The organism is Pantoea sp. X85, from assembly GCF_029623675.1.
In the GTDB taxonomy this organism is placed as follows: Bacteria; Pseudomonadota; Gammaproteobacteria; order Enterobacterales; family Enterobacteriaceae; genus Pantoea; species Pantoea leporis.
Map to the genome: position 1 here is coordinate 725,092 of NZ_CP121109.1, position 22,823 is coordinate 747,914.

The following is a 22,823-nucleotide window of genomic DNA, read 5'->3' on the forward strand; positions in this document are numbered from 1 at the left end:
CGATGGCGCAAGGTTTACCATGTTTAGAAATTTTAAAAGTCCACAACACGTTAGAAAGCTGCATTGCAGAAAGCGCAGATTTCACCCATACTCACCACACTGATTTATACACGTGTTAACTACACGGGGGATTTATGCCTTCTACAGCCGTAAGACAAAAAAAAACTGTCAGCGTGACACTTGAACCTGCATTACTCGAGCAGGCTAGAGAAGCAGGGCTCAATTTATCCGCCATCTTATCTAAAGCTTTACATTATGAAATTCGCACAACCGAAGCGGAAAGATGGAAGCGTGAAAACAGTGAAGGTTTGCAGGAACTCAATCGCATAACCGAAGAACACGGTTTATTGTCGGATGAATACAGGACGTTTTAGACATGCAATATTTTATTTATCGCAATACCAATAGGAACAGCGAGTACCCTTATCTGGTAGACGTTCAAAGTGAGATTATCGGCGAACTGGCGTCACGAATCGTTATCCCGCTCTACCCTCTAAACCAGTTTAAAAAAAAGCAAGTTGAACGACTTAATCCGGTAATCAAGGTTGAAGGCGAGGAATTTCTGGTCATGACTCACGAAATGGCCAGTGTGCGCGTGTCGCTTCTAGGCGATCAGGTGATGGATGCACGTGTGTATCGCCAGCGGATTAAAGACTCGGTTGATTTTGTCTTTGATGGGTTTTGATACTTTACATCCTAAAAGCCCCTCGTTAGTATTGCCCTCCTTTCAGCAGTTAATCGCCGCTGCGTAAGCGTTAACGTCAACCAACGCACCATAAGCAGACTCGCTCTGCCTCATTGCTATGGTGCGAAAATATGACCCATACCGTTTTATCTGCGAATCCTGCTCTGCGTCGTTCTGGTTTTTTCCTGTTCTTACTGCTGCTGACAGCGGCCAACTTGCGCACGCCTATTACCGCGGTTGGCCCGGTGCTGGAAAACATCCGTCTGACGTTTGGCTTGAGCGCCAGTGCGGCGGGCGTGATCAACTTCTTGCCGCTATTGATGTTCGCTACCTTAGCGCCACCCGCAGCATGGTTCGGCAACCGTTTTGGTCTTGAGCGCAGTTTATGGGGCGCATTGCTGCTCATCACGCTGGGATCGATTCTGCGTATCAGCGGCAGTGAAAATGCGTTGTGGGTGGGAACGATCATCCTGAGCTCGGGGATTGCGGCGGCCAACGTGCTGCTGCCGCCGCTGATTAAGCGTGATTTCACCGAACACACCGCGCGATATGTTGGCTTGTACGCGATGGCCATGGCGATCACCGCCAGCATTGCATCGGGCGTGGTGGTGCCGCTGGCAGAGCTGAGTCGCGCGGGTTGGCGACTCTCATTAGCGGTGTGGCTGATTCCGGCGATTATCGCGCTGTTAGCCTGGCTGCCGTACCTGAAAAAACCTGCGTCTCAGACCAAAAACAGCGCCAACGGCACATCAACGCGCTCACCGTGGCGCGCGGCCTTAGGCTGGCAGGTTTCGCTGTTTATGGCCTGCCAGTCGCTGCTGTTCTACACCCTAATTGGTTGGTTTACGCCTTTTGCGCAAGACAGCGGCATTAGCCAGCTGGAAGCGGGTGGCATGCTGTTTGTCTATCAAATTGTGGCCATCGTTTCGAACCTGGCTTGCATGAGCGCACTGAAAAAAATGCACGACCAGCGGATGATTGGTTTTCTCGCATCGCTATCGATTTTTATCGCCGTCGCGGGACTGTTAATGGCACCGCAATACGCGCTGCCGTGGCTGATTCTGGCGGGACTGGGCGCCGGTGCATCAATGGTGATTTGCCTGTCGCTGTTTAATCTGCGCACCCATGATCATTTGCAGGCTTCGAAATTGTCGGGCATGGCACAGTGCGTCGGTTACGGATTAGCGGCGCTGGGCCCGCTCTGTTTTGGCCTGCTGCATGATGTCAGCGGCAACTGGCAGTGGCCGCTGATGCTGCTGTTGGTGATTGCGGGGTTGCAGATGATTGTGGCTACGCTGGCTGGGCGTGCGCGGGTTATTTAACCTGGAAATCATCCAGCGTGGTGCGGGTCAGGGGATCTTGCTGGGCGGCGCTAAGCAGTGAATCAAGCAGACCCGGGAAACGGGCATCGAGATCGTCGCGCCGCAACGACAGCAGGTTTTCACGTCCAGAGGGTTTCTGCCAGATAATGCCGCCTTCGCGCAGCACGCGCCAGTGATGGGTCAACGTGGATTTGGAGACGCCTTTCAGCAGCGATCCGCAAGTATGTTCGCCGCCGTCCGCCAGAATGCTGATTACCGTCATGCGCATCGGGTTGCCCAACGCCGCCAGCACATTCTCCAGCCTGATTTCGTCGCGCTGTGGATGGTTTTCCAGCATGGCGTGCCTCTTAATAGTGGGTGAACCACGAATTATCAGGCAGGCAAGGCTCGATGTACAGAACACGGCGAGCGGTTGCCCGCCGTGAATTTGACATTACTGGCTAAGGGTTTGCTTAAGTGCCGCAATCGAGGAGGTTACGCCCGCTTCCACCGACATGGTGAGATCTTCCATTTCCAGCGATACCCAGTCGTTGTAGCCCATCATGCGTACCACCGAGAAGAACTCTTTCCACCACTGCAGATCCTGGCCGCAACCAACGGCAACATAGTTCCAGGCGCGATTGGCGACATCTTCCACCGGTTTGGTTTCCAACAGACCGTTGATATCCACCAGCCCGCGCTCCAGACGCACATCTTTGCCGTGACAGTGATGAATCGCCGGGCCGAGCGCGCGCGCTGCCGCAATAGGGTCCGCGCCCATCCACAGCAGATGGCTGGGATCGAGGTTGAGTCCCACCATCTCACCCACCGCGTCGCGCAGACGGAACAAGGTTTCCGGATTCCACACCAGCATCGAACTGAAATTCTCCAGCGCGAATTTCTCCACGCCGCTCTCTTTAGCGCGCTGTACCAGCCCTTGCCAGTAAGGGATCGCCACTTCATTCCACTGATAATCGAGGCAGTTTTTCAGCGTCGGCGGCCAACTTACGGTGTAAGTGATCCAGTTTGGAATGGTGTCGTGCGGGCTGGCGGGGGGCAAGCCGCTCATCATGACGATTTTCTTCACCCCCAGTTCTCCGGCCAGCGCCAGCGCGTTTTCCGTATCGCGCTTATGTTTGTTGCCTAATTCGCCTGGATCGAGCGGATTACCCGACACATTCAGCGCTGCAATCGACATGCCGCGGCTCTCCAGCGCCTGCAACAACTGTTGACGCTGCGTGGCGCTGCCGAGCAACGCTTCGGTACGCAGATGCGGCGCTGGTGACCAGCCGCCGGTCGTCATCTCTACGCCGTAAACACCTAGCTCCAGCAACTTATCCAGCATCTGTTCAAACGGCAGATGACCCAGGCTATCGGTACAAAACGAAAGTTTCATGGCAATCCTTATTCGTAGTTAACCCAGCTCGCGCCGTTGTCCGCAGAACGCACGCAGTTTTCAATCCAGCGCACACCTTCAATTCCGGCGTTAATATCGGGATAGATCAGGTTATCAAGCGTGGTTTGGTCGCCCTGTTGGGTGGCGTGGATGGCGATAGCAAATTTCAGATAGATATTGGCCCAGGATTCCGCCAGGCCTTCAGTGTGCAGCGCGCCCAGGCGTTCATCGGCCAGGGCGCTTTCATGCAGGTACGGCATGCCGTGATGCATAATCTGATTCGGCTGGCCCTGCACTTCATATTTCAGCTCGCCTGGGTTGTAGTCGCTCCACTCCAGGCTGGCGCGCGAACCAATCACGCGAATACTTTGGCTGTCCATCGAACCGGCATTAATCGATGAGGCCCACATGCGCCCTACCGCGCCGTTGTCGTAATGCATCAGCACCATGGCGTTATCTTCCAACGGCGCGCGCGACGGAATGAAGCTTTGGCGATCGCACAGCAGCGATTTCACTTTCAGTTCTGGCAACACCAGCTGGGAGATGTAGAAGGTGTGCGTCGAGATATCGCCGAGCACAAAAGACGGACCGGCAATCTTAGGATCGACGCGCCATTTTTGCGCTTCGCTAAATTTGTCGGCGCTGTCATTAGCGCTGAAGCCGTGGGTGTATTGCAGCTCCACCATGCGCACATCACCAATTTCGCCGTTGGCGATCATCGCCCGCATCTGCATCAGCAGCGGATGGCCGGAGAAACCGTAGGTCACGCCAACGATCAGCCCTTTTTCCGCCGCTAATGCTTTAACTTCCAGCGCTTCGGCGGTAGTGAAGAACAGCGGCTTTTCACAAATGACGTGAATACCGGCATTCAATGCCGCTTTGGTGATCTCAAAATGGGTGCCGTTTGGCGTGGCGATGGACACCACTTCAACGCCATCTTCACGCTTCGCCTCTTCGGCCAGCAGCTGCTGATAAGTGGCGTAGCAGCGATCCGCATCGAGCCCTAAGTTGACACCGAAATCGCGGCCACGCTCGGCATCGATATCAAAGGCGCTGGCCACCATCTGATACGCCGTGTTATCACGCAGCGCACCGCAACGGTGTTTATAACCCACCTGGCTGAGACGGCCGCCACCGATCATGGCCCAGCGCAGTGGGCGTGGAATACTCTTTTCACCGATGAGCATAACAACTCCTGTTTATTTTGCACTCGGGTGCAAAATGGTTTGAGGTAAGAGATCAGAGATTAATTTTAGCGTTTTACTGTTTTGCTACCGGGTGCAAAATAAGCTGCACACGACAGGTAAAAACGAGATTTGCTTGGTAGTGGTGAGCAAAATGTCAGCTAAGACGACTTTTTAGTCAATCTGGCAAAGTGCAAATCAGCGAAATCGATCACAAAAAGTTAATGAAATGCACCCGATTGCAAAAAACGTTGCAATCGGGTGCAAAGATCAAACATAATCGCAACATCCTAAAAACAGGGTTATTTGTCGCGCTTTACGCCAATTGCGTGCGCTTAGGTGTTTATTTTCCGTTGGGTTTCACGTTCAATGCTGGGGTCTCCGCTTTTTCCCCTATGCAGGTGCTATGAGTAAACCAACCACAAAATCCCACAAAGCCACTGCCAGCGATGTGGCAAGACTGGCTGGCGTCTCGAAATGGACGGTATCGCGTGCCTTTACGCCCGGCGCGTCAATTTCCGAGAAAGCGCGCGAACGCGTAATCGCGATTGCCACCGAGCTGGGTTATCGCCCTAACCTGCTGGCCCGCAGCCTGTCGCAGAAGAAGACACAGATTATTGGCGTGGTGATCGACGAGCTGAAAAATCCGCACTCGATGCTGATGCTCGACACCGTCACCCGCCAGCTACAGCAGCGCGGCTACATGGCGCTGCTGCTGAATATTGGTAGCGGTGAAAACTACCGCGCGGTGCTGTCGCTGGCCGATCAGCTGCAGGTCGATGGCATGCTGTTTCTCGGCACGGTGCTGAGTGATGAGCTGGTCGCCGTGGCGCGTGAAATGCACCACATTCCGCTGGTGCAGGTGTGCCGTAACAATGACGAGCCGGATATTGAAGTGGTCAATATCGATGGCTTGCAGGCGGGCAAACAGCTGGGCGAACTGCTGCTGGCGCAAGGTTATACGCGCATCGGGTACATGATGGGCCCGGCCACCAGCAGCCATCACACGCTGCGTTTGGAAGGTCTGCAACTTGCGCTGAACCAAGCTGACCTGGCGCTGGAAGTGCTGCTCACCGCCGGTGAATACGCCCGCGAACGCAGCTACGCGGCGTTGACTGAGTATCTCAACGCGCACGCGCCCGATCAGCGGGTTGAAGCGCTGTTTTGCGAAAACGATGTGCTGGCGCTCGGCGCGCTGGCGGCCTTGCGCGAAGGTGCAGGCAACAAATTCATGGCGGTGGTGGGTTTCGATGACATCGATGAAGCCAGCTTGCCCAGCTGGCAGCTCACCACCTTCAGCCAGCGTATTGATTTGATCATCACTGAAGCCCTGAACCGGCTGATTGATGAACGTGCCACTCCGGGTGGCGTTTGGTCTCAGGGAGAATTGCGTATTCGACGCTCTCACCTGAAGCCGTGAGGTAACAAGGAGGAGAGATGAAGTTGTCGTTGCATGGCGTGTCTGTTTGGTACAGCAATGCCGTCACTCAGTTACGCATCGCCCATGAGACTGGCTTTAGCGGGCTGGAGATCCTGCCAGAACATCTGTATCGCTATCTGGATAACGGTGGCAGCTATGCTGCCTACCGCGATCTGATGGCGAAATACAGCGTCGATATTACCTGCATCAATGCGCTGAAACGTATTGGCCGCCATGAGCCGGAAGCGCGAGCTGAGCTGCTGCGCGAAGCGGAAAAAATCTGCCAGGCCGCGGTGGAACTGCGTTGTCCGGTGGTGCAAATCATGGCGCTGACCGAACTCGATCACCTTTCCGCCGCCGAGCGTGATGCCATCCTGCTGGAGAATATCTCCGCCATCGCCGATATCGGCGCACCACACGGCATTAAATTCCAGATTGAAGTCGTCGCCTTCACCGCGTTCAATTCGCTGCAACACGCGCTGGATCTGATTAAACAGAGCGGCAAAGACAATCTTGGCGTGGTGGTAGATTTCTGGCACCTGCATGCCGGCGGCGGCACCATGCCTGACGAAGTGGCGCGCATGGATAAAGATCTGATTTACGGCGTGCATTTCTGCGATGGCCGCGCGGGCAAGCCGGGTGAAGCCTGGGATGAGTGGGTACAGCGCGACTACGCACCAGGCCAAGGCGATGTGGATATTGCCGCCTGGGTGGCGGCGGTAAAAGCTACCGGCTACGACGGCGTTTGGTCACCGGAACTATTAAGCCCGCAAAACTGGGAAGACGATCTGTGGGATATTTCGCGTCACTGCTATGAAGATATGAATAAATTTATTCATTAACATAAAGGGAGCCCGATAAACGGGTTTCCCGTAAATACGATCACCATAAATGGCGACCGTATATTTACCCTACCTCTGAAAAGAACAATAACGAACGCAGATTCGTCGCTAGCGCCTGCGCGCTATTTGCGCACGGTCATTGCGTCTGAAATATCTGAACGTCGTGCTCTGTCAATATTCATCTGTTGAAGTTTAAGGGATAAAAAGTATGAACCGAAGAGAAGCGCTCTTTTCGCTCAGTGGAATTGTGGCATCCCTCGCTGTCGCGCCGCAGCTACGGGCGAAAGAGCTGCACAATGTCCCGCTGGAAACCCAACTCAGCACCGATCACCTGCCGCAACCGGCATGGCAAGATGGTTATCAGGTGCTCACCAATCCGCTGGATCGCCAGAATCTGGCAGCCATCTTTGACCGCCTAATCCCCGCCGATGACCTTGGCCCGTCCGCCAGTGAAGCGGGCGCGATTGAGTTCCTCGATAACCAGTTAGCCGGTGATTATGGCTCTGGCGCGGCGCTCTATTTGCAGGCGCCGCTGCATCCGGAAAATGAAGCGGCATTGATGGGCAGCCCGCAATTTCTTACCCCGCCAAAAGCGCGCTACTTAACCGGTTTAGCCGCGCTGGAAAAGTGGGCGCAGCAACAGCATCAGGCTTCATTACATACCTTATCAGCTGAACAGATCGATACATTCCTGACAGCAATGGAAGACGGCAAGATCGATTTAGGAAAAGACGTGAATAGCCAGGCGCTGTTTGAATTAATGCTGCAAAACGCGCGTGAAAGCTATTTAGCGGATCCGATTTATGGCGGAAATAAAAATATGGTGGGTTGGAAGATGATCGGTTTTCCCGGCGCACGCTATGACTATCGCCCTTATATCGAACGCCGCAACGAAAATCTGGCGCTTATTCCCGTCAGCCTCATTCCTAACGATTAAATAGCCGGAGCTTAGTCAATGTCATTAGTAAGAAATAAAGCTGACGTGGTCATCGTCGGCTTAGGTTGGGCCGGTTCGGTGATGGCGGAAGAGCTAACCCGCGCGGGACTTAACGTGGTCGCCATTGAACGCGGTGCCTGGCGCGATACCTCGACCGATTTCCCGGTCGCCATTGATGCCGATGAACTGCGTTTCCACACGCGCCGCAAAATCCTGCAGCCGATGAGCGTGGAAACCACCACCTTCCGCAACCGCAGCGATCAGCTGGCAGCGCCGGTACGTAACTGGTCGGCGTTTCAATTTGGCTGGAACGTCGGCGGTGCAGGCACGCACTGGGCCGGCATGTCATGGCGCTTTACGCCGTGGGATTTTGAAGTGGCGAAGCAAACCCGCGAACGTTACGGCGCGCAGAAGATGCAGGGTTTGCAGCTGCAGGATTGGGGCGTGACCTACGACGAAATGGCGCCATTCTACGATCGCTTCGAGCGTATTGCGGGCACTTCCGGTATCGCGGGCAATCTTAATGGCCAGCCGCAAAAAGGCGGCAATATCTTCGAAGGCCCGCGTTCACGCGACTATCCAACCCCGCCGCTGAAAGATACGCACTGGATGAGCAAGTATCGCAAAACCACCGAAAGCATGGGGTATCACCCGTTCACGGTGCCGGCCGGTAATCTGTCGCAAGCTTATGTCAATCCGCTCGGCGTCAGCATGGGTCCGTGCACCTATTGCGGCTTCTGCGACTTCCACGGCTGCGGCAACTTCTCCAAGTCATCGCCGCAAGCGTGCATTCTGCCGGTACTGATGCGACGTCCAAATTTCACGCTGCTGACCGAAACGGAAGTGTTGCACGCCGTAAAGCATGACGACGGTAAAACGGTGAAAGGTGTGAAATTTATCACCCAGGATGGCGTGGAGGGCTTCCAGCCGGCGGATATCGTCTGCATCACCGCTTATCAGATGGATAACGTGCGTCTGATGCTGCTCTCCGGCGTGGGCGAACAATACGATCCGCTGACCGGTCGCGGCACCATTGGCCGTAACTACAACTATCAAACCTGCTCCAGCGTCACCGGCTTCTTCGATAACGAATTTATGAACCCGTTCATCGGCGGCGGCGCATTGGCGGTGCAGATTGATGACTTCAACGGCGATAACTTCGACCACAGCGATCTCGATTTCATCGGCGGCGCGGGCATCATGGGCTTCTCCACCAACGGTCGTCCAATTCAGAACATGAACGGCCTGCGTCCCGGCACCAAACGCTGGGGCAGCGAGTGGAAAGCGGGCTACAAGCGCGATTACCAAACCGCCGGTACCATCTTCTGTCAGGGCACCTCGATGCCGATGCGCGAAGCCTATCTCGATCTCGATCCCAACTACAAAGATCGTCACGGCCAGCCGCTGATCCGCACCACATTCGACTGGAACCAGAACGATGTGCGCATGGCGAAATTCGTTACCGATCGCGCCATCGACATCATGAAAGAGACCGGCGGCCAGCATATCGTGGTGGATAACCAGGCGGAGAAGAGCTGGAATCCGTACCAGCAGCACAGCTCGCACACCATTGGTGGCGCGGTGATGGGCAGCGATCCCAGCACCTCCGCACTCAATCCCTATCTGCAAAGCTGGGATGCGCACAACCTGTTTGTGGTCGGCGCATCCGCCTTCCCGAACAACGGTGGTTATAACCCGACCATCACCATTGGTGCGCTGGCGGTGCGTGCTGCGCAGGCGATCCACCAGAAGTACATCCATAATCCGGCACCGCTGGTGGGGGCGTAATCATGGCGAAAGCAAAGAAAATTACCTACACGCTCGCCGCATTGGCGGTGATTGCGGGCATCGCGGCGTCGGGTCGTTTGTGGGTGGTGTTAGACAGCGCGCGCTCCAACGTTGCCGACGACAACGTGCAGTTGGCCGACTTCCACAGCAATGACGATGCCGCTATTAAACGCGGTGAGTACGTGATGCGCCTCGCCGACTGTGCCGCCTGTCACAATGCGGACTTCTCCGGCGGCTACACAATCGATACGCCTTTTGGCGCGCTGCAAACCTCGAACATTTCACCAGACCGTGAAACCGGCATCGGCAACATGACCGAGCGCGATTTCTTTAACGCGGTGCGTCAGGGACGCGGCGAACACGGCTTCCTCTATCCGGCGATGCCGTACACCGCTTATACACAGATGAGCGATGATGATATGCACGATCTTTGGGCCTATTTTTCGGCACAAAAACCGGTGCACAACGCCATCGATGAAAATGCGGGCATGAATTTCCCCTACAACATTCGCTTGGCAATGGCTGGCTGGAACCTGTTGTTCTTCGATAACAGCGCGTTCAAGCAGCAAACCGCGCAGAATGATGAGTGGAATCGCGGCAAGTATATTGTTGATGGTCCGGCGCACTGCAGCGTCTGTCACACCGCGCGCAACGCGCTGGGCGGCGAAATCAGTAGCCAATATCTGCAAGGTGGCAATCTGGGAAGCTGGTACGCGCCGGATATTACGCCGAATCCTCATGCTGGCATTGGCAAATGGAGCGACGCGCAGATCGCTGACTACCTGAAAACCGGTTCGAACGGTGCAAGCGTGGCGGCGGGTCCAATGGCCGAAGCGGTCGAGCACTCGACGCAGTATTTTAACGATCGTGATTTGCACGCTATCGCCACTTATCTGCGCAGCTTACCGGCTTCTTCCACGCCGCAAGCCGCCGGATTCGTGATGGATAAAACGCGTCACGATCGGGCCGCACTGCGCTATGAAGTGGATTGCTCGGCTTGTCACGGGTTGTCGGGTGAAGGTATCACCGGCATGGTGCCCGCCTTTGCGGGCAATGGCGCGATGCAGAACGATCCCACCAACATGATTCACGCACTGCTGGACGGTGCCCGCGCGCCGCACACCGCAGGCCGCCCAACGTCCGCAGGCATGTCGGCATTTTCCTGGAAGCTTAACGATCAGGAGATGGCAGATGTACTGAACTACGTAAGGAATTCGTGGGGTAATCAGGCTGCCGAGGTGAAAGCCAGCCAGGTCGCCGATCTGCGCAAAGCCACCGGCGCAGGCGCTAAGCTGAAAGTCCCGGTGATGAAATAGCGTTTCTCCACCGAGCTTCTGGTTACCGTTCAGCGTCGTTGCTGGTCGCTAACCAGCAACACTTTCAGGATACAAGGGTTGCCATTTATGGCGACCTTTTTATCGATGCATCAACGCAGCAGCTGAGTAATCCCCCACAGCGCTAACGCATGATCGTCTGCAGACGGTAAACCGCTGATGGTGACTGCACCAATAATCGCGCCCTGAGCAGTGAGCAGCGGGAAAGAACCACCGTGATCGGTGTAATCTTCCTGGCGGATATTGCGCTGCTGCGCCATACGCTCGCCCTTCTGTTCATTCATAAGCCCCACATACATCGAAGAGTGGCCGGTCAACAGCACGGTATTACGCTTACGACGCATCCATTCCAGATTTTCTGGGGCGGATCCTGGCAACGCCGCCAGAAACAGCACCTGACCAAACGCATAGACTTCGATAGCCACAGGCGCATTGTCTTCACGCGCGCGCTGCTGAATGCTTTGGCCGATTTGCCACGCTAAATCGAAATCAAACTGCGGTAAACGATGCTCGGCTTCCTGCTGCTGCAAGGTTTCTAAGGACGGCAGCGATGACATGATAGAATCCTCTCAATTTGAAATAAATTTTCCATATTTTATATCATGGAATGAATTTTTCGCATGTGATGAGGTTCTCACTTCAGATTGTGCTAACCGGAATCGCACCGTAATGCACCGCGAGCCACACCGTTGGGCCCTTGCTGTCGGTCCAGTTGACGCGATGGCGGCAGCCAGCTGGGATCTCGACAAAATCGCCGACCTGCAAGTGACGCTCCTGCGTTTCCCCTTCCAGCTGCAATCCTGCCGATCCTTGTAACACCAGCACCCATTCCCCTTGCGTCTGGCAGTACCAGAAATCGGGCGGACTGGCTTGTCCGGTAGAAACGATGCGTTCAATATGCAGATTGGGCTGCGTCAGCAGCGCTTCAAACGTCTCTGCGTTGCCGTTCTGTGCGGCGGCGGGGAAATCGCGAAACAGGTTAGTTATCATCGCGCGGGCTCGACATTTAATGAAATCAGCCCGCACTGTAACGCAGGCTTCACCCAGAAGGCTCACAGAATTTTGCGCCGCCGATTGACGCGCTGCGCGCAAATCACCATCATCCTGGCCAATATTGGTTACACGGAGTGTGAAGGTGTCGGAACTCAGTAATGCATTGCTAGAAGAGATTGTCAGCGAAGTTCGTCCGCTCACCCAGCAGGGAAAGGTGGCGGATTACATTCCGGCGCTGGCCGACGTGGATGCCGATCAGCTCGGCATCGCCATTTGCACGCCCGACGGACGCTGTTTTCAGGCGGGCGATGCCGCGACGCGCTTCTCCATTCAGTCGATCTCCAAAGTGCTGTCGCTCAGCGTGGCGCTTACCTTGTATGAAGAGGGTGAAATCTGGCAACGCGTCGGCAAAGAGCCGTCGGGACAGGCATTTAACTCGCTGGTGCAGCTGGAGCTGGAACAGGGCAAACCGCGTAATCCGTTTATCAATGCCGGTGCGTTGGTGATGTGCGATCTGCTGGAAAGCCGCCTGACAGCACCACGCCAGCGCATGCTGGAAATTGTGCGCCGTCTGGCGCAGCAAAATGATATCCATTACGACCGCGTCGTCGCGCGCTCCGAATACGAACATTCGGCGCGCAACGCTGCCATCGCCTGGCTGATGAAATCCTTCGGCAACTTCCATAACGATGTCAGCAAAGTGATGGAAACCTATTTTCACTACTGCTCGCTGGCGATGAGTTGCCAGGAACTGGCGCGCACCTTTCTCTATCTCGCCAATCATGGCCGCACGCAGGATGATGAATCAGCGGTGATCTCACCGCGCCAGGCACGTCAGGTCAACGCGCTGATGATGACCAGCGGCATGTACGATGGTGCCGGGGAATTCGCCTGGCGCGTGGGCATGCCAGCGAAGTCGGGCGTCGGCGGCGGCATTGTCGCGGTGATCCCCGGTGACATGAGTATCGCCGTCTGGTCGCCGGCGCTGGATCATTCGGGCAACTCTTTAGCGGGCACCGCACTGCTGGAGAAACTTACCGAGCGATTGGGAAGATCGATTTTTTAGACAATGTGGTTAGTGCGATCCGAAGAATGCGCGCAATTGGTTTGCCAGAAAAGGCACTCCGGCTTCGCCAGTTGCTGCCATGACCGTCAATTCGACTAATTCAGGCCGGTCATGTACGCGTATTCCATTACGCTTTAAAAACAACATGGTTACGTTAAGCGAGGTTCTCTTATTCGCATCGGCAAAAATATGCCCGCGTGAGATTGCCACCCAATAGGTTGCTGCAAGCTCAAAAATATCCTGAATCCCTTCGTAATATTCACGATTAATAACGCGGGCAACAATAGCTTCTGCTCTTCCGGGATCGGGCATTCCTGCAACACCGGCATAACGCTTTAAAAGGTAATCGTGAAGTGCAATAACCTCCTCGGCAGAAACGTGAATCATCTATCTGTTAACGCTTTATTAGATGCATCAAACTCACCCATTAACTCTGCGAATTCAGCATCCAGTACGGCTTTTCGATACGCCTCGAAACTGGCTTTGCTGATGACAACCGCTGAGTCACCGCTGCGTCGAGTAATTTCAACGGCCTCGCCTGCAATCGCCTGGTCCAAAACCTGAGATAAATTCTCTCTGGCGCTGGTATAAGTAAACTTGTTCATAATACCTCCAACATGTACAGGTGAATGGTACATCTCTTGACCTTTGTCATCAATGGTATTTCCTGACGCGATGTTATGTTTCCGCTCTGTTTTTATCAGGTTGCATTAACGTTAACAGCCGCATCTCTTTAAGTGACTATTTTCAAAAGGTGCGAATTTTTTCTTAAATAGCCTCTATTTTTTTAACCCATCAACGTCAATCGCGTTACACTTCCGCCTCATTTACGGAATCATCCACTAGCAACCATGACGTTTACACATCACTTCCGCCAGCGTTTGACTGCCTGCGTCGCCATTGTGGCGGTGCTGCTGCTGTTCGTCGCGCCGATTGTGTCGAAAACGTTGATGGAGCGTCAAAGCCAGCTGCTGGCGATGCCGCAGCACAGCATGATGGATAGCTCAATGAGCCATCATGAAATGATGATGGCGGATATGCCGATGCCCGGCATGAGCCATCACATGATGGACGACGGCGAGTTTGCCTGCGGCTATTGTGATCTGCTGGTGCATGTCCCGCTCCTGATGTGGGTGTTTATTCCGTTTATCTGGCTGATCATGGTGATCTCGCGCGCCCCGCCGCTGCCCCACGTGGTTGCGCCGATTGTGCGTCGCGTTAGCAGCATTCATCGTCCGCGCGCCCCGCCTGCACCGCTTTCCTGCTGACCTCTTTTATTGCAGCGCACGCTCAGCCTGAGCGATGTGCTAAGACAATTTCTTTTTGGAAGGAAGACGGCTTTGTCTGCTGCTCACTCTGCAGCACCGCGCGGCGCGGTGCTTAATTTGCTACGTCGCTTACATTTTTATATTGGTCTGTTTGTCGCCCCGTTCATCTTTGTTGCGGCGCTCAGCGGCACGCTTTATGTGTTGACGCCCCAGCTGGAAAACCTGATTTATGCCGATGCGCTAACCGCTGAACCTCAAGGCAACGCGCAGCCGCTGTCGGCACAAATCAGCGCGGCCCGTGCCTATGCGGGCGAAAATCAGCACATCTACGCGGTGCGTCCTGCGCCGGGCACAACGGATACCACGCGCGTGCAGTTCAGCGACGCCACGCTCGGTGCATCACTGTCTCGCGCGGTGTTTATCGATCCCTACAGCCTGAAAGTGAAAGGCGATATGCCGGTTTACGGCACCAGCGGTGTGTTGCCGCTGCGCACCACCATCGACTTACTGCACAGCAGCCTGCTGCTAGGCGATTTCGGTCGTAACTACAGCGAACTGGCGGCGTCCTGGCTGTGGGTGGCCGCTCTCGGCGGCGTGGTGCTGTGGCTGGGAACGCGTCCGAAACGTAAGCTGAAGCAACCGCGCAGCGGTTTCGCCTTCAGCCGCCACTGGCACATTACGCTCGGTCTGACGCTGGCGATCGGTTTGGTGTTCTTCTCGGTGACCGGCCTGACGTGGTCGCAGTGGGCGGGCGGCAATATCGATCGCATGCGTACCGAACTGAACTGGCTGACGCCACAGGTGAATACCTCGCTCAATAGCGATGCGCCTGCTGCACCGGCCGATCCGCACGCCGAGCACAAGGCGGATATGGATATGTCGGGCATGAGTATGCCGATGTCGTCGATGACCAAACCGGCAGCGGCGCCCGCTAAACCGGCGCGCAATAACGCCGCTGATGCCGACTGGGATCGCGTGCTGAATGCGGCGCGTCAGGATGGATTGAGCGCGGCGAAGCTCGAACTGCGTCAGCCGAAAAGCGCAGATAAAGCGTGGGCGGTGACGGAGATCGATCGCAGCTGGCCAACGCGAGTCGATGCGGTATCGGTGAATCCGCAGAATTTTAGCGTGTTGGATCACGTCTACTTTGCCAGTTTCCCGCTGGTGGCGAAGCTGACGCGCTGGGGCGTGGATGCGCATATGGGCGTGCTGTTTGGTTTGCCTAATCAGCTGCTGCTGGCGTTCTTTGGCCTCGGCTTATGCAGCATGATCGTGTTCGGTTATCGCATGTGGTGGATTCGTCGGCCAAAAGATGTCGAAGCGAATCCGGCACAAACCCTGACCGAAACCTGGATGGCGCTGCCGCATTACATCAAAGGCGCCTGGTTAATGGTGGCGCTGGCGCTGGGTTATGCGCTGCCGGTGATGGGCGCGAGTTTGCTGGCGTTCCTGCTGCTGGACATCCTGCGCTGGCGCAAACAGCAACGCGCACCGCTGGATGAAGCCGCGCTGCTGGCCTCACAGCAATCTCCGCTGGGCATTATTCGCGCGCGATTTGCCGTGAAGCGTAAAGAGATGCGCTACTTCCTGCGCGGTTTGCTTATTCTGGCGCTGATTGTCGGCACGGTGATGAGCAATGCGATTATCGGCGGCGTTATCGATCAATATGGCATTCCATTTAGCCATTGGTCGCTGACCATGTACATCACGCAGGGCTTTATGATTGCGTTGTATACCACGGTATTTACCGCGCTGACGTCGATTCCGCTGTGGTATTTCTTCCTCGGCGAAAAGGATGATCGGGGATAAGTGCGTGGAATTTAACGGTGCGCATGAATGCGCACCGTACGACCTAGGGTCGCCATTCATGGCGACCTGGTCATTGAGATTTAAAAATCGGCTTTCAACACTACGCGGTAATTGGCTTTACCCGCGCGTACGTGATCCAGCGCTTCATTGATTTTAGACATCGGGAACTCTTCCACCTGCGGCGCGATATCCGCACGCGATGCCAGTTTCATCAGTGAACGCAGCTGGCCTGGCGAACCGGTAGAGGAACCGGTCACCGCGCGATCGCCCATAATCAAGCTGAACGCCGGCACTTCAAACGGCTTCATCACTGCGCCGACGGTGTGGAATTTACCGTGCGGAGCCAGCGCCTGGAAGTACGGTGCCCAGTCAAGATCCACCGCCACTGTGCTGATGATCAAATCAAACTGACCGGCCAGCGCATTCAGGGCCTGCGGGTCGCGGCTGTTAACCACGCGGTCCGCACCCATCGCTTTGATTGATTCGGTTTTGCTGGCGTTGGAGCTGAATGCCGTCACTTCTGCACCCATTGCACGCAGCAATTTTATCGCCATGTGTCCCAGGCCGCCGATGCCGATCACGCCGACGCGGCTGGTGGCGGTGACATGATGCATCAACAGCGGTTTGAACACGGTGATGCCGCCACACAGCAGCGGACCCGCCGAGGTGTAATCCATCGCTTCTGGCAGCGGGATCACCCATTGCCAGTCGGCGCGCAGATGGCTGGCAAAACCGCCTTTGTTCATGATGGTTGGCACCGAACCGTTCTCACAGTTGACGTGCTCGCCATTGATACAGGCATTACAGTGCTGGCAGCTTTTTGCCGTCCAGCCGATGCCCACACGCTGGCCCACTTTCAAGCCTTTATTCTGCGCCGCATCGCCTAACGCACTGATGCGACCAATCACTTCGTGGCCGGCAATCACCGGGAACGAGGAGATGCCCCACTCGTTATCAATCATCGACAAATCTGAGTGACAAACACCGCAGTAATCGACCTCAACCTGCACCTCTTCAGCAGCCAGTTCACCGGCTTCATACTCATGAGGCACTAGCGCTTCACCCGCATTCAAGGCGGCATAACTTTTGATTTTCATTACTGTCCTCTGTATCCATGTTTTTGACAGGGCAAGTCTAGCAGAGCGTGTTTCACGCTCTTGACCATAAATCCGTCACTTAGCCGCTATAGCGCGATTAAACCGCTGAAAAGCATCAAGGGTTAAAGCGGATCGTGATTAAGCGGCGTGCGGTACGCGACGCGCGCCTCTTCAATCAGTTGGCTGGCGGTCACCGTGGGCGGCAAGCGCGTCAGCACTTTGCTCGCTTGCCAGTAACATAACACCATGAGTTCATCGGATTCGCTTTCCGCCATCTCCAGCAGCCGCTCGCGCAGAGTGGGAACGTCCAGCGTTTGGTGTTCATCCATTAACTCGGCAATGGTTTCATTGAGAACCTGATGAATGATTTTCCAGGAGAGATTGGCAAACACATTGAACCTCGATGCTCTTGACGTTTGGCTCCAGGCAAATGAATCAAAAATGCTACAAGTAAGAAGATTGAAACAGGATTAACTATAGCCGCTTATTTTCTGTGCAAGGACGCTGCGGGCCGAGTTTCTTGTAGCTCGCGGATCTATAAAACGATTTTTCTTTCGCTACATTTGCAGCAATCGAATGGCCTTGTAACAAAAAAGCACAAGCCCACGCTGGCTGTCCGCGCAGGGCTTTGCCAAAGTAAGGCAACTTTTATCGCTGCAACAGGGAATGACCATGAGCCAATCCACCGCATTACACGCCGATCCGCTGGTTTGGGGCCACGGCCCGAAAGTGTTCGAAGTGTTTCTGGAACCGACCTGCCCGTTCTCCGTGCGCGCATTCAACAAGCTGGACGCGTTGCTGCAACGGGTAGGCGAAGAGAAGATGACATTAAAAATTCGTTTGCAATCACAGCCGTGGCATATGTATTCCGGCGTGATTGTGCGCTACATCCTTGCCGCCTCAACCTTGCCGGAGGGCAAAGCAGCCGCCAAAAAGGTGCTGCAGGCGGTGGCGGATCATCGTGAAGAGTTCGAGTTTACCGATCATAGCCACGGCCCGAATATGGATGCCACGCCGAATCAGATTCTCGATCGTCTGGAGCAATACAGCGGCGTTAACGCGCGCGAACCTTTTCTGCGTGCCGAGCTGCAGAATGAGATCAAATGGCACAGCAAATACTCGCGGCAAAACGGTATCCACGTTTCACCAACCTTCATCACCAACGGTTTGGTGCAGCTGGATATCGGCAGCGGCGACGAGATTGAATCCTGGGCTGAACGCATCCTCGCTTAACGCCTTTGGCCCGTTGCGGCGGGCCTTTAGTATGATTTCGCAATAGATTTTCGCTAGCACTACTTGCCTCAACGCCGACAATCGCTATCTGTCTAATTATGCTGTCACAGGCACGCGGTCGGGCACGGTTGCTTGTCGAACTGCTGCTGTTAACTTGCCGATGCCGCTAATCTGTTTTGCACTGTCGCGCCGTAACTAACCAGGTCGCCATCAATGACGACCTGCTGCGTATTACTGAATGACTTTCAACGCATCCACCGCGCAGGCTTCATCCAAATGGCCGCCCGGTGCGCCGCCGATGCCGATTGCGCCAATCACCTGGTCGCCGCTTTTCACCGGCACACCGCCCGCCAGCAGCAGGAAGCCTGGAATATCACGCATGCTCTGCGCACCAGCATTATTCTGTGCGGCTTCCATCACTTTACCGCTTGGGTTTTTGGTGCTCAGCGCGGTATAGGCTTTCATCTGGCTGGCTTCAACGGTGTGCGGACCGGCGTTATCCATGCGCTGCACCGCTTTCACCAAACCAGCACGATCCACCACGGTCACCGTGACGTTGTAGTTTTTCGCCGCACACGATTGAATCGCGGCGCTCGCCAGCTTCTGTGCGTCAGCAAGGGACAGGTTGGATTCGGTTAATGCAGCGTGGCTGCCGAAGGATACCAGGGCCGCCGCAGCGGCAATCAGAGAAAGGCGGATGTTCATGTGTCACTCCTGTTTAATAGTGAGTGACACTGTAAAGCGCGGCGGGCAAAAGAAATATGCGGGCGATTACCCGTTCGGCCTGGTAGTTATACCTGGTTCAGCTGCTGCCAGGCGTGAATCAACTGCGCGAGATTATTGAGTTCCAGCTTGGCAAACACCGCCGCGCGATGCGCTTCCACGGTGCGCGGTGATAGCGATAAATCACGCGCGATCGCTTTGCTGGTTTGCCCGGCAATCATCAACTGCATCACTTCAGTTTCACGCGCCGATAAAAGCGCAAACCGCGCCTGCAAACCCTGCTGCGACTGCCAGCGATCGGCACGCTGCTCACTTTCGCTGAATGCCAGATGAATGGTCTCCAACAGCGGTTCTATCTCCAGCGGCTTGGTGTAAAACTCAAATGCGCCCTGACGAAATGCGCGACGACAGGCATCAATGGTGCCGTGACCGGTCATGATGATCACCGGCAGCAGCGGATGGCGATCGCCCTGCTCCGCCAGCCAGCTCAGGCCACTGATGCCCGGCATGCGCACATCCAACAGCAAACAGCCGCGCAGCGGTTGTTGCGCCTGCGTAGCCGCTTCAAATGTGGCCAAATCGGCAAAATCGGCCACGTCGTAATCCAGCGTTTTAAGCAGAAAACCGAGCGATTCACGCACGGATAAATCATCATCCACTAACCAAACCTTTGCGACCATTCCGTTACTCCGCCAGTTGGAAAATTAAGGTAATCTCCGCGCCGCCTGCAGCGCGATTTGCCAGCCGCAGCTGGCCGTTCATGCGTAACATCAAGCTCTCGACCAGCGTCATGCCTAATCCCATGCTATTGGCGCGCGAGCTGTAAAACGGCATGCAAGCCTGCGCTAATCCTTCCGCCGAGAAGCCGGGACCGTTATCGCTAATGATGATTTTGATGCCGTGAGGAATAGGTTCAGATGCCATGTTCACCCATGCATCGGGACGTCCTTGCTGCATGTGAATGGCGTTCTGCAACAGGTTATGGAACACCTGTTCCAGCCATTGGGGATCGCTCAATACTTTTGCCTGACCGTGCTGCCACTGCTGACGCAGCGTGACATCGCCCTCATCCAGTTCCTGTTGCAGCAGCACCGTCACGCGCCGCCAGATGGCTTCCGGATTCACGGCGGTCATCGCCACCGGACGTTCGCTCACGATGTCGCGAAAGCGTTGCAGCAACGCCGCGAGGCGCTCGGTTTGCAGGTTCATCGCGTTGAGCGCCTGCGGCAGATTCTCGTACTTGCCCTGTTTCAGCAGCAGCTCACTGCTGTGCAGCCAGGTGTTGATGGCTGTCAGCGGCTGATTAATTTCATGAATGATGCCAGCGGTAAACTCGCCCAATGCTTCACGTCGCGTCCGCTGGAAATAGTCCGCGCGCAGGCGCATCTCCACGTGCTGACGCCAGTGACGCAGTAGCCACCAGCCTAAACCGCCAATTACCAGCCACACCAGCAGCGCCAGCATAAATGGCAGCGCATGCAGCGCACGCCAGTCGGGATTGGCGCTGCCTTTCAGCAAGAATGGCTGATAGTGATTGATGAACGGTCGCTGCCATTGCCAGCGCGCGGTGTCCGAATAGTTCACCGTTTGCATGGCTGGCGGTGCGTGGATATGAAAAGCCAGCGCCAGCGCCACATCCGAGGTTTGCAGGGCAAAACGCAAATCGATCAGCATGCGAATCTGGCGGTAAGGATTGTAGAGCCAATAGCGACCACCGCTCACTTCTTCAAAACGCGGCGCGGTTAACGGACGATTTACGGTGTGTTCCAACAGGACAAGCTGCGTGAATTTGCTCTGCAAAGAGGCGAGTTCCTCATCGCCATTCAGCAGCGGCAACAGCGTTTCATTCTGCGTTTGATAGGCGGCGAGACGGTTAAACTGCTGGTTAAATCGCGCCTCGCCGACACGCTGCTGCTGCAAAATTTGATCGGTAAATAACGCTATCAAGGTGATCAGCGTTAACAGCAGCCAGACCAGCCAATACCTTTTCATCCATGGTCGGTAAGTGTGCGGCATAGAGTTCCGTGGTTATGCAGTAAAGAAGTACTCCAGCAAAGGAGGCCTGACTAAAGTCAAACGTTTTAACCCGCGCCGTAGAGGGATTCAACGACTTTTCCCGGTCGTCGCGTGTTTTCAGAAGTGTGCCTGGCGCGTGGTTGCTGCTATCCGGACCACCCGTTGCTAGAGCAATAGCTTCAATTAGGAAGAAATTTAGGTAAAACATGAGGCGCAGAAGAAATGCACCAGCTCACTCTCGTTGCTGGTGCGAAGGGAAATGAAACTGCTGTTAGCTATTGCGCTGTAAGTGGCTACTCACAAATGCGCGACAGCGCGCGGAGAGGGGATCGCTGAACACCTGCTGCGGCGAACCGGCTTCCTCAATCTTGCCCTGATGCAGGAACACCGCTTTGTTCGAGACATCGCGTGCAAAGCCCATTTCGTGTGTGACGATGATCATGGTGCGCCCCTCTTCCGCCAGGCTACGAATCACGCGCAACACTTCGCCTACCAGCTCAGGATCAAGCGCGGAGGTTGGCTCATCAAACAGAATGGCTTTCGGCTGTTGCGCCAGCGCACGGGCAATCGCCACGCGCTGTTGCTGACCACCCGAAAGCTGCGATGGCCACGCGTTACGCTTCTCGTACAATCCCACTTTTTGCAGCAGCGCTTCGGCCTCTTCAATCGCCTCTTTACTGCTGCGCTTCTGCACATGAATTGGCGCTTCGATGATGTTCTGCAGCACGGTTTTGTGCGGCCACAGGTTGAAACCCTGGAAGACAAAACCGAGCTGCATACGCATCAGCTTGATACGGCGCTGCTGCTCGCGGCTCAACTTCTCATCGGGATTATCGATAGTGACCACTTCGTCACCCACCGCGATTTCCCCGCCCTGCGGCACTTCTAAAAATGGAATGCAGCGCAATAAGGTACTTTTGCCAGAGCCGCTGGCACCAATCAGCGAAATCACGTCGCCATCCTGGGCCGTCAGGCTAATATCGTGCAGCACTTCGTGCCCGCTATAACTTTTTCTGAGATGACTCAGGGCGATAGTGGGTTTACTCATGGACGTGCTCCAACGTGATAAGGGGACAAACGGCGCTCCAGCAGCGCCACCGCTTTACTCACCAGCACGGTCAGTAGCAGATAGATAATCGCCGCGCTGATAAACACCTCCAGCGCGCGGAAGGTCTCAGAGACGATTGAATCAGCGATGCCGGTCATTTCCATCAAACTGATGGTGCTGACCAGCGAGGTCGATTTGATCATCGAGATAATTTCATTGCTGTAAGCCGGTAATGCCTGACGCACCGCCAGCGGCAGCGTAATGCGGCGCAGCGTGGTGAAGCGCGACATACCGCTCACTTTGGCGGCTTCCAGCGACTGCACGCTCACTGCGTTTAGCCCGCCGCGTAGAATCTCCGAGGTGTAAGCCGCATCGTTAAGAATTAATGCAATCAAACCGCACCAATAAGGATCGCGCAGCAGCGGCCACAGCACGCTTTCGCGCACCGCTGGCAAGCTGCCGAGGCCGTAATAGATCATGAAGATCTGAATCAGCAGCGGCGTGCCGCGAAACACCCAGACATAAAAGCGCGTAACGTAGCTACCAAAGCGGTTCTGCCGCAGCAGATTGAGCAGCAGCGCCAATACGCCGCCGCCCAACAGTGACAGCAGCGCCAGATTCAGCGTCAGCGGCAGGCCGCGCAGCAGTGCAGCTAAGGTGTGCTGCAGGAAAGTGACATCCAT

At 55.3% G+C, this 22,823-nt stretch carries 26 protein-coding genes; 12 read left to right on the top strand and 14 right to left on the bottom strand.

What is annotated here, in order from left to right:
• Positions 1-134 precede the first annotated feature (134 nt).
• From P6287_RS22910 to P6287_RS22920, 3 genes are all read left to right on the top strand, one after another.
• The gene (locus tag P6287_RS22910; RefSeq protein WP_137387190.1) at positions 135-374 is read left to right on the top strand and encodes a type II toxin-antitoxin system CcdA family antitoxin; all 240 of its coding nucleotides are present in this window, start codon (positions 135-137) and stop codon (positions 372-374) included.
• 2 nt (positions 375-376) lie between these two features.
• Positions 377-685 (top strand): CcdB family protein, encoded by a 309-nt coding sequence (locus P6287_RS22915; RefSeq protein ID WP_137387189.1) that lies wholly within the window; start codon positions 377-379, stop codon positions 683-685.
• A gap of 131 nt (positions 686-816) precedes the next feature.
• The gene (locus P6287_RS22920) at positions 817-2,007 is read left to right on the top strand and encodes an MFS transporter (protein ID WP_277975135.1); all 1,191 of its coding nucleotides are present in this window, start codon (positions 817-819) and stop codon (positions 2,005-2,007) included.
• On the opposite strand, the gene P6287_RS22925 is transcribed toward P6287_RS22920, so the two are convergent.
• From P6287_RS22925 to P6287_RS22935, 3 genes are all read right to left on the bottom strand, one after another.
• Positions 2,000-2,344: a helix-turn-helix transcriptional regulator gene (locus P6287_RS22925; protein WP_192413440.1), complete on the bottom strand. Its 345-nt coding sequence runs from the start codon at positions 2,342-2,344 to the stop codon at positions 2,000-2,002. The two genes, P6287_RS22920 and P6287_RS22925, sit on opposite strands and share 8 nt — an antisense overlap.
• Before the next feature lie 96 nt (positions 2,345-2,440).
• Entirely contained in the window at positions 2,441-3,382 is a 942-nt protein-coding gene (locus P6287_RS22930) for a sugar phosphate isomerase/epimerase (RefSeq protein ID WP_192413442.1), read from the bottom strand.
• Positions 3,383-3,390: 8 nt separating this feature from the next.
• Positions 3,391-4,569 carry a Gfo/Idh/MocA family oxidoreductase gene (locus P6287_RS22935; protein WP_277975136.1) on the bottom strand — a complete coding sequence of 393 codons (1,179 nt, stop codon included), beginning with the start codon at positions 4,567-4,569 and terminating at the stop codon, positions 3,391-3,393.
• Positions 4,570-4,972: 403 nt separating this feature from the next.
• Here P6287_RS22935 and P6287_RS22940 point away from each other — a divergent pair, with 403 nt between their 5' ends.
• From P6287_RS22940 to P6287_RS22960, 5 genes are all read left to right on the top strand, one after another.
• Complete coding sequence (locus P6287_RS22940; RefSeq protein WP_277975137.1) at positions 4,973-5,986, top strand: LacI family DNA-binding transcriptional regulator; 1,014 nt, start codon at positions 4,973-4,975, stop codon at positions 5,984-5,986.
• Positions 5,987-6,003: 17 nt separating this feature from the next.
• Positions 6,004-6,828 carry a sugar phosphate isomerase/epimerase family protein gene (locus P6287_RS22945; RefSeq protein ID WP_277975138.1) on the top strand — a complete coding sequence of 275 codons (825 nt, stop codon included), beginning with the start codon at positions 6,004-6,006 and terminating at the stop codon, positions 6,826-6,828.
• 208 nt (positions 6,829-7,036) lie between these two features.
• Positions 7,037-7,765, top strand: coding sequence for a gluconate 2-dehydrogenase subunit 3 family protein (locus tag P6287_RS22950; protein ID WP_137387185.1), 729 nt, complete (start codon positions 7,037-7,039; stop codon positions 7,763-7,765).
• Between the two features lie 18 nt (positions 7,766-7,783).
• Positions 7,784-9,553 (top strand): GMC family oxidoreductase, encoded by a 1,770-nt coding sequence (locus P6287_RS22955; protein WP_222183909.1) that lies wholly within the window; start codon positions 7,784-7,786, stop codon positions 9,551-9,553.
• 2 nt (positions 9,554-9,555) lie between these two features.
• Entirely contained in the window at positions 9,556-10,869 is a 1,314-nt protein-coding gene (locus tag P6287_RS22960) for a cytochrome c (RefSeq protein WP_277975139.1), read from the top strand.
• 110 nt (positions 10,870-10,979) lie between these two features.
• Here P6287_RS22960 and P6287_RS22965 read toward each other — a convergent pair whose 3' ends face one another.
• Both P6287_RS22965 and P6287_RS22970 read right to left on the bottom strand, forming a co-directional pair.
• A complete protein-coding gene (locus P6287_RS22965; protein WP_210080080.1) occupies positions 10,980-11,444 on the bottom strand; it encodes a heme-degrading domain-containing protein in 465 nt (154 codons plus the stop codon).
• A gap of 82 nt (positions 11,445-11,526) precedes the next feature.
• Positions 11,527-11,877 carry a cupin domain-containing protein gene (locus P6287_RS22970; RefSeq protein WP_192414734.1) on the bottom strand — a complete coding sequence of 117 codons (351 nt, stop codon included), beginning with the start codon at positions 11,875-11,877 and terminating at the stop codon, positions 11,527-11,529.
• A gap of 145 nt (positions 11,878-12,022) precedes the next feature.
• Here P6287_RS22970 and glsB point away from each other — a divergent pair, with 145 nt between their 5' ends.
• Positions 12,023-12,946 (top strand): glutaminase B, encoded by a 924-nt coding sequence (gene glsB / locus P6287_RS22975; protein ID WP_192414732.1) that lies wholly within the window; start codon positions 12,023-12,025, stop codon positions 12,944-12,946.
• Between the two features lie 9 nt (positions 12,947-12,955).
• Here the strand turns inward: glsB and P6287_RS22980 are convergent, their stop codons facing one another.
• Complete coding sequence (locus tag P6287_RS22980; RefSeq protein WP_277975140.1) at positions 12,956-13,333, bottom strand: type II toxin-antitoxin system death-on-curing family toxin; 378 nt, start codon at positions 13,331-13,333, stop codon at positions 12,956-12,958.
• Positions 13,330-13,551 (bottom strand): type II toxin-antitoxin system prevent-host-death family antitoxin, encoded by a 222-nt coding sequence (locus tag P6287_RS22985; RefSeq protein WP_110867236.1) that lies wholly within the window; start codon positions 13,549-13,551, stop codon positions 13,330-13,332. Before P6287_RS22985 ends, P6287_RS22980 begins: the two co-directional genes overlap by 4 nt.
• A 246-nt stretch (positions 13,552-13,797) precedes the next feature.
• On the opposite strand from P6287_RS22985, the gene P6287_RS22990 reads away from it, so the two are divergent.
• Positions 13,798-14,214, top strand: a complete 417-nt coding sequence (locus P6287_RS22990; protein WP_137387179.1) for a DUF2946 domain-containing protein — start codon at positions 13,798-13,800, stop codon at positions 14,212-14,214.
• 72 nt (positions 14,215-14,286) lie between these two features.
• A complete protein-coding gene (locus P6287_RS22995; RefSeq protein ID WP_277975141.1) occupies positions 14,287-16,023 on the top strand; it encodes a DUF2534 family protein in 1,737 nt (578 codons plus the stop codon).
• Positions 16,024-16,103: 80 nt separating this feature from the next.
• On the opposite strand, the gene P6287_RS23000 is transcribed toward P6287_RS22995, so the two are convergent.
• Both P6287_RS23000 and P6287_RS23005 read right to left on the bottom strand, forming a co-directional pair.
• The gene (locus tag P6287_RS23000; RefSeq protein ID WP_008108001.1) at positions 16,104-17,120 is read right to left on the bottom strand and encodes an NAD(P)-dependent alcohol dehydrogenase; all 1,017 of its coding nucleotides are present in this window, start codon (positions 17,118-17,120) and stop codon (positions 16,104-16,106) included.
• A gap of 122 nt (positions 17,121-17,242) precedes the next feature.
• Complete coding sequence (locus tag P6287_RS23005; protein ID WP_101761136.1) at positions 17,243-17,512, bottom strand: hypothetical protein; 270 nt, start codon at positions 17,510-17,512, stop codon at positions 17,243-17,245.
• 280 nt (positions 17,513-17,792) lie between these two features.
• Between P6287_RS23005 and P6287_RS23010 the strand changes: the two genes are divergently transcribed.
• Positions 17,793-18,353, top strand: coding sequence for a thioredoxin (locus tag P6287_RS23010; protein WP_217547695.1), 561 nt, complete (start codon positions 17,793-17,795; stop codon positions 18,351-18,353).
• 231 nt (positions 18,354-18,584) lie between these two features.
• Here P6287_RS23010 and P6287_RS23015 read toward each other — a convergent pair whose 3' ends face one another.
• From P6287_RS23015 to P6287_RS23035, 5 genes are all read right to left on the bottom strand, one after another.
• On the bottom strand, positions 18,585-19,058 hold the full coding sequence (locus P6287_RS23015) for a heme-binding protein (RefSeq protein ID WP_277975142.1): 474 nt from the start codon (positions 19,056-19,058) through the stop codon (positions 18,585-18,587).
• Between the two features lie 86 nt (positions 19,059-19,144).
• On the bottom strand, positions 19,145-19,756 hold the full coding sequence (locus P6287_RS23020; RefSeq protein ID WP_277975143.1) for a response regulator: 612 nt from the start codon (positions 19,754-19,756) through the stop codon (positions 19,145-19,147).
• Positions 19,757-19,760: 4 nt separating this feature from the next.
• Positions 19,761-21,068, bottom strand: a complete 1,308-nt coding sequence (locus P6287_RS23025) for an ATP-binding protein (RefSeq protein WP_277975144.1) — start codon at positions 21,066-21,068, stop codon at positions 19,761-19,763.
• Between the two features lie 295 nt (positions 21,069-21,363).
• Entirely contained in the window at positions 21,364-22,140 is a 777-nt protein-coding gene (locus tag P6287_RS23030; RefSeq protein ID WP_064741357.1) for an ATP-binding cassette domain-containing protein, read from the bottom strand.
• Entirely contained in the window at positions 22,137-22,823 is a 687-nt protein-coding gene (locus P6287_RS23035) for an ABC transporter permease subunit (protein ID WP_061719022.1), read from the bottom strand. Before P6287_RS23035 ends, P6287_RS23030 begins: the two co-directional genes overlap by 4 nt.

Bases quoted from the DNA above. Each gene is read 5' to 3' on its own strand.
- P6287_RS22950 (WP_137387185.1), top strand. From the start codon at position 7,037: ATGAACCGAAGAGAAGCGCTCTTTTCGCTCAGTGGAATTGTGGCATCC.
- P6287_RS22945 (WP_277975138.1), top strand. From the start codon at position 6,004: ATGAAGTTGTCGTTGCATGGCGTGTCTGTTTGGTACAGCAATGCCGTC.
- P6287_RS23010 (WP_217547695.1), top strand. From the start codon at position 17,793: ATGAGCCAATCCACCGCATTACACGCCGATCCGCTGGTTTGGGGCCAC.
- P6287_RS22955 (WP_222183909.1), top strand. From the start codon at position 7,784: ATGTCATTAGTAAGAAATAAAGCTGACGTGGTCATCGTCGGCTTAGGT.
- P6287_RS23015 (WP_277975142.1), bottom strand. From the start codon at position 19,058: ATGAACATCCGCCTTTCTCTGATTGCCGCTGCGGCGGCCCTGGTATCC.
- P6287_RS23035 (WP_061719022.1), bottom strand. From the start codon at position 22,823: ATGGATGTCACTTTCCTGCAGCACACCTTAGCTGCACTGCTGCGCGGC.
- P6287_RS23020 (WP_277975143.1), bottom strand. From the start codon at position 19,756: ATGGTCGCAAAGGTTTGGTTAGTGGATGATGATTTATCCGTGCGTGAA.
- P6287_RS22965 (WP_210080080.1), bottom strand. From the start codon at position 11,444: ATGTCATCGCTGCCGTCCTTAGAAACCTTGCAGCAGCAGGAAGCCGAG.
- P6287_RS22930 (WP_192413442.1), bottom strand. From the start codon at position 3,382: ATGAAACTTTCGTTTTGTACCGATAGCCTGGGTCATCTGCCGTTTGAA.
- P6287_RS22960 (WP_277975139.1), top strand. From the start codon at position 9,556: ATGGCGAAAGCAAAGAAAATTACCTACACGCTCGCCGCATTGGCGGTG.
- P6287_RS23030 (WP_064741357.1), bottom strand. From the start codon at position 22,140: ATGAGTAAACCCACTATCGCCCTGAGTCATCTCAGAAAAAGTTATAGC.
- P6287_RS23000 (WP_008108001.1), bottom strand. From the start codon at position 17,120: ATGAAAATCAAAAGTTATGCCGCCTTGAATGCGGGTGAAGCGCTAGTG.
- P6287_RS22980 (WP_277975140.1), bottom strand. From the start codon at position 13,333: ATGATTCACGTTTCTGCCGAGGAGGTTATTGCACTTCACGATTACCTT.
- P6287_RS22940 (WP_277975137.1), top strand. From the start codon at position 4,973: ATGAGTAAACCAACCACAAAATCCCACAAAGCCACTGCCAGCGATGTG.
- P6287_RS22990 (WP_137387179.1), top strand. From the start codon at position 13,798: ATGACGTTTACACATCACTTCCGCCAGCGTTTGACTGCCTGCGTCGCC.
- P6287_RS22935 (WP_277975136.1), bottom strand. From the start codon at position 4,569: ATGCTCATCGGTGAAAAGAGTATTCCACGCCCACTGCGCTGGGCCATG.
- P6287_RS22910 (WP_137387190.1), top strand. From the start codon at position 135: ATGCCTTCTACAGCCGTAAGACAAAAAAAAACTGTCAGCGTGACACTT.
- P6287_RS22925 (WP_192413440.1), bottom strand. From the start codon at position 2,344: ATGCTGGAAAACCATCCACAGCGCGACGAAATCAGGCTGGAGAATGTG.
- P6287_RS22985 (WP_110867236.1), bottom strand. From the start codon at position 13,551: ATGAACAAGTTTACTTATACCAGCGCCAGAGAGAATTTATCTCAGGTT.
- P6287_RS22970 (WP_192414734.1), bottom strand. From the start codon at position 11,877: ATGATAACTAACCTGTTTCGCGATTTCCCCGCCGCCGCACAGAACGGC.
- P6287_RS22915 (WP_137387189.1), top strand. From the start codon at position 377: ATGCAATATTTTATTTATCGCAATACCAATAGGAACAGCGAGTACCCT.
- P6287_RS22920 (WP_277975135.1), top strand. From the start codon at position 817: ATGACCCATACCGTTTTATCTGCGAATCCTGCTCTGCGTCGTTCTGGT.
- P6287_RS23025 (WP_277975144.1), bottom strand. From the start codon at position 21,068: ATGAAAAGGTATTGGCTGGTCTGGCTGCTGTTAACGCTGATCACCTTG.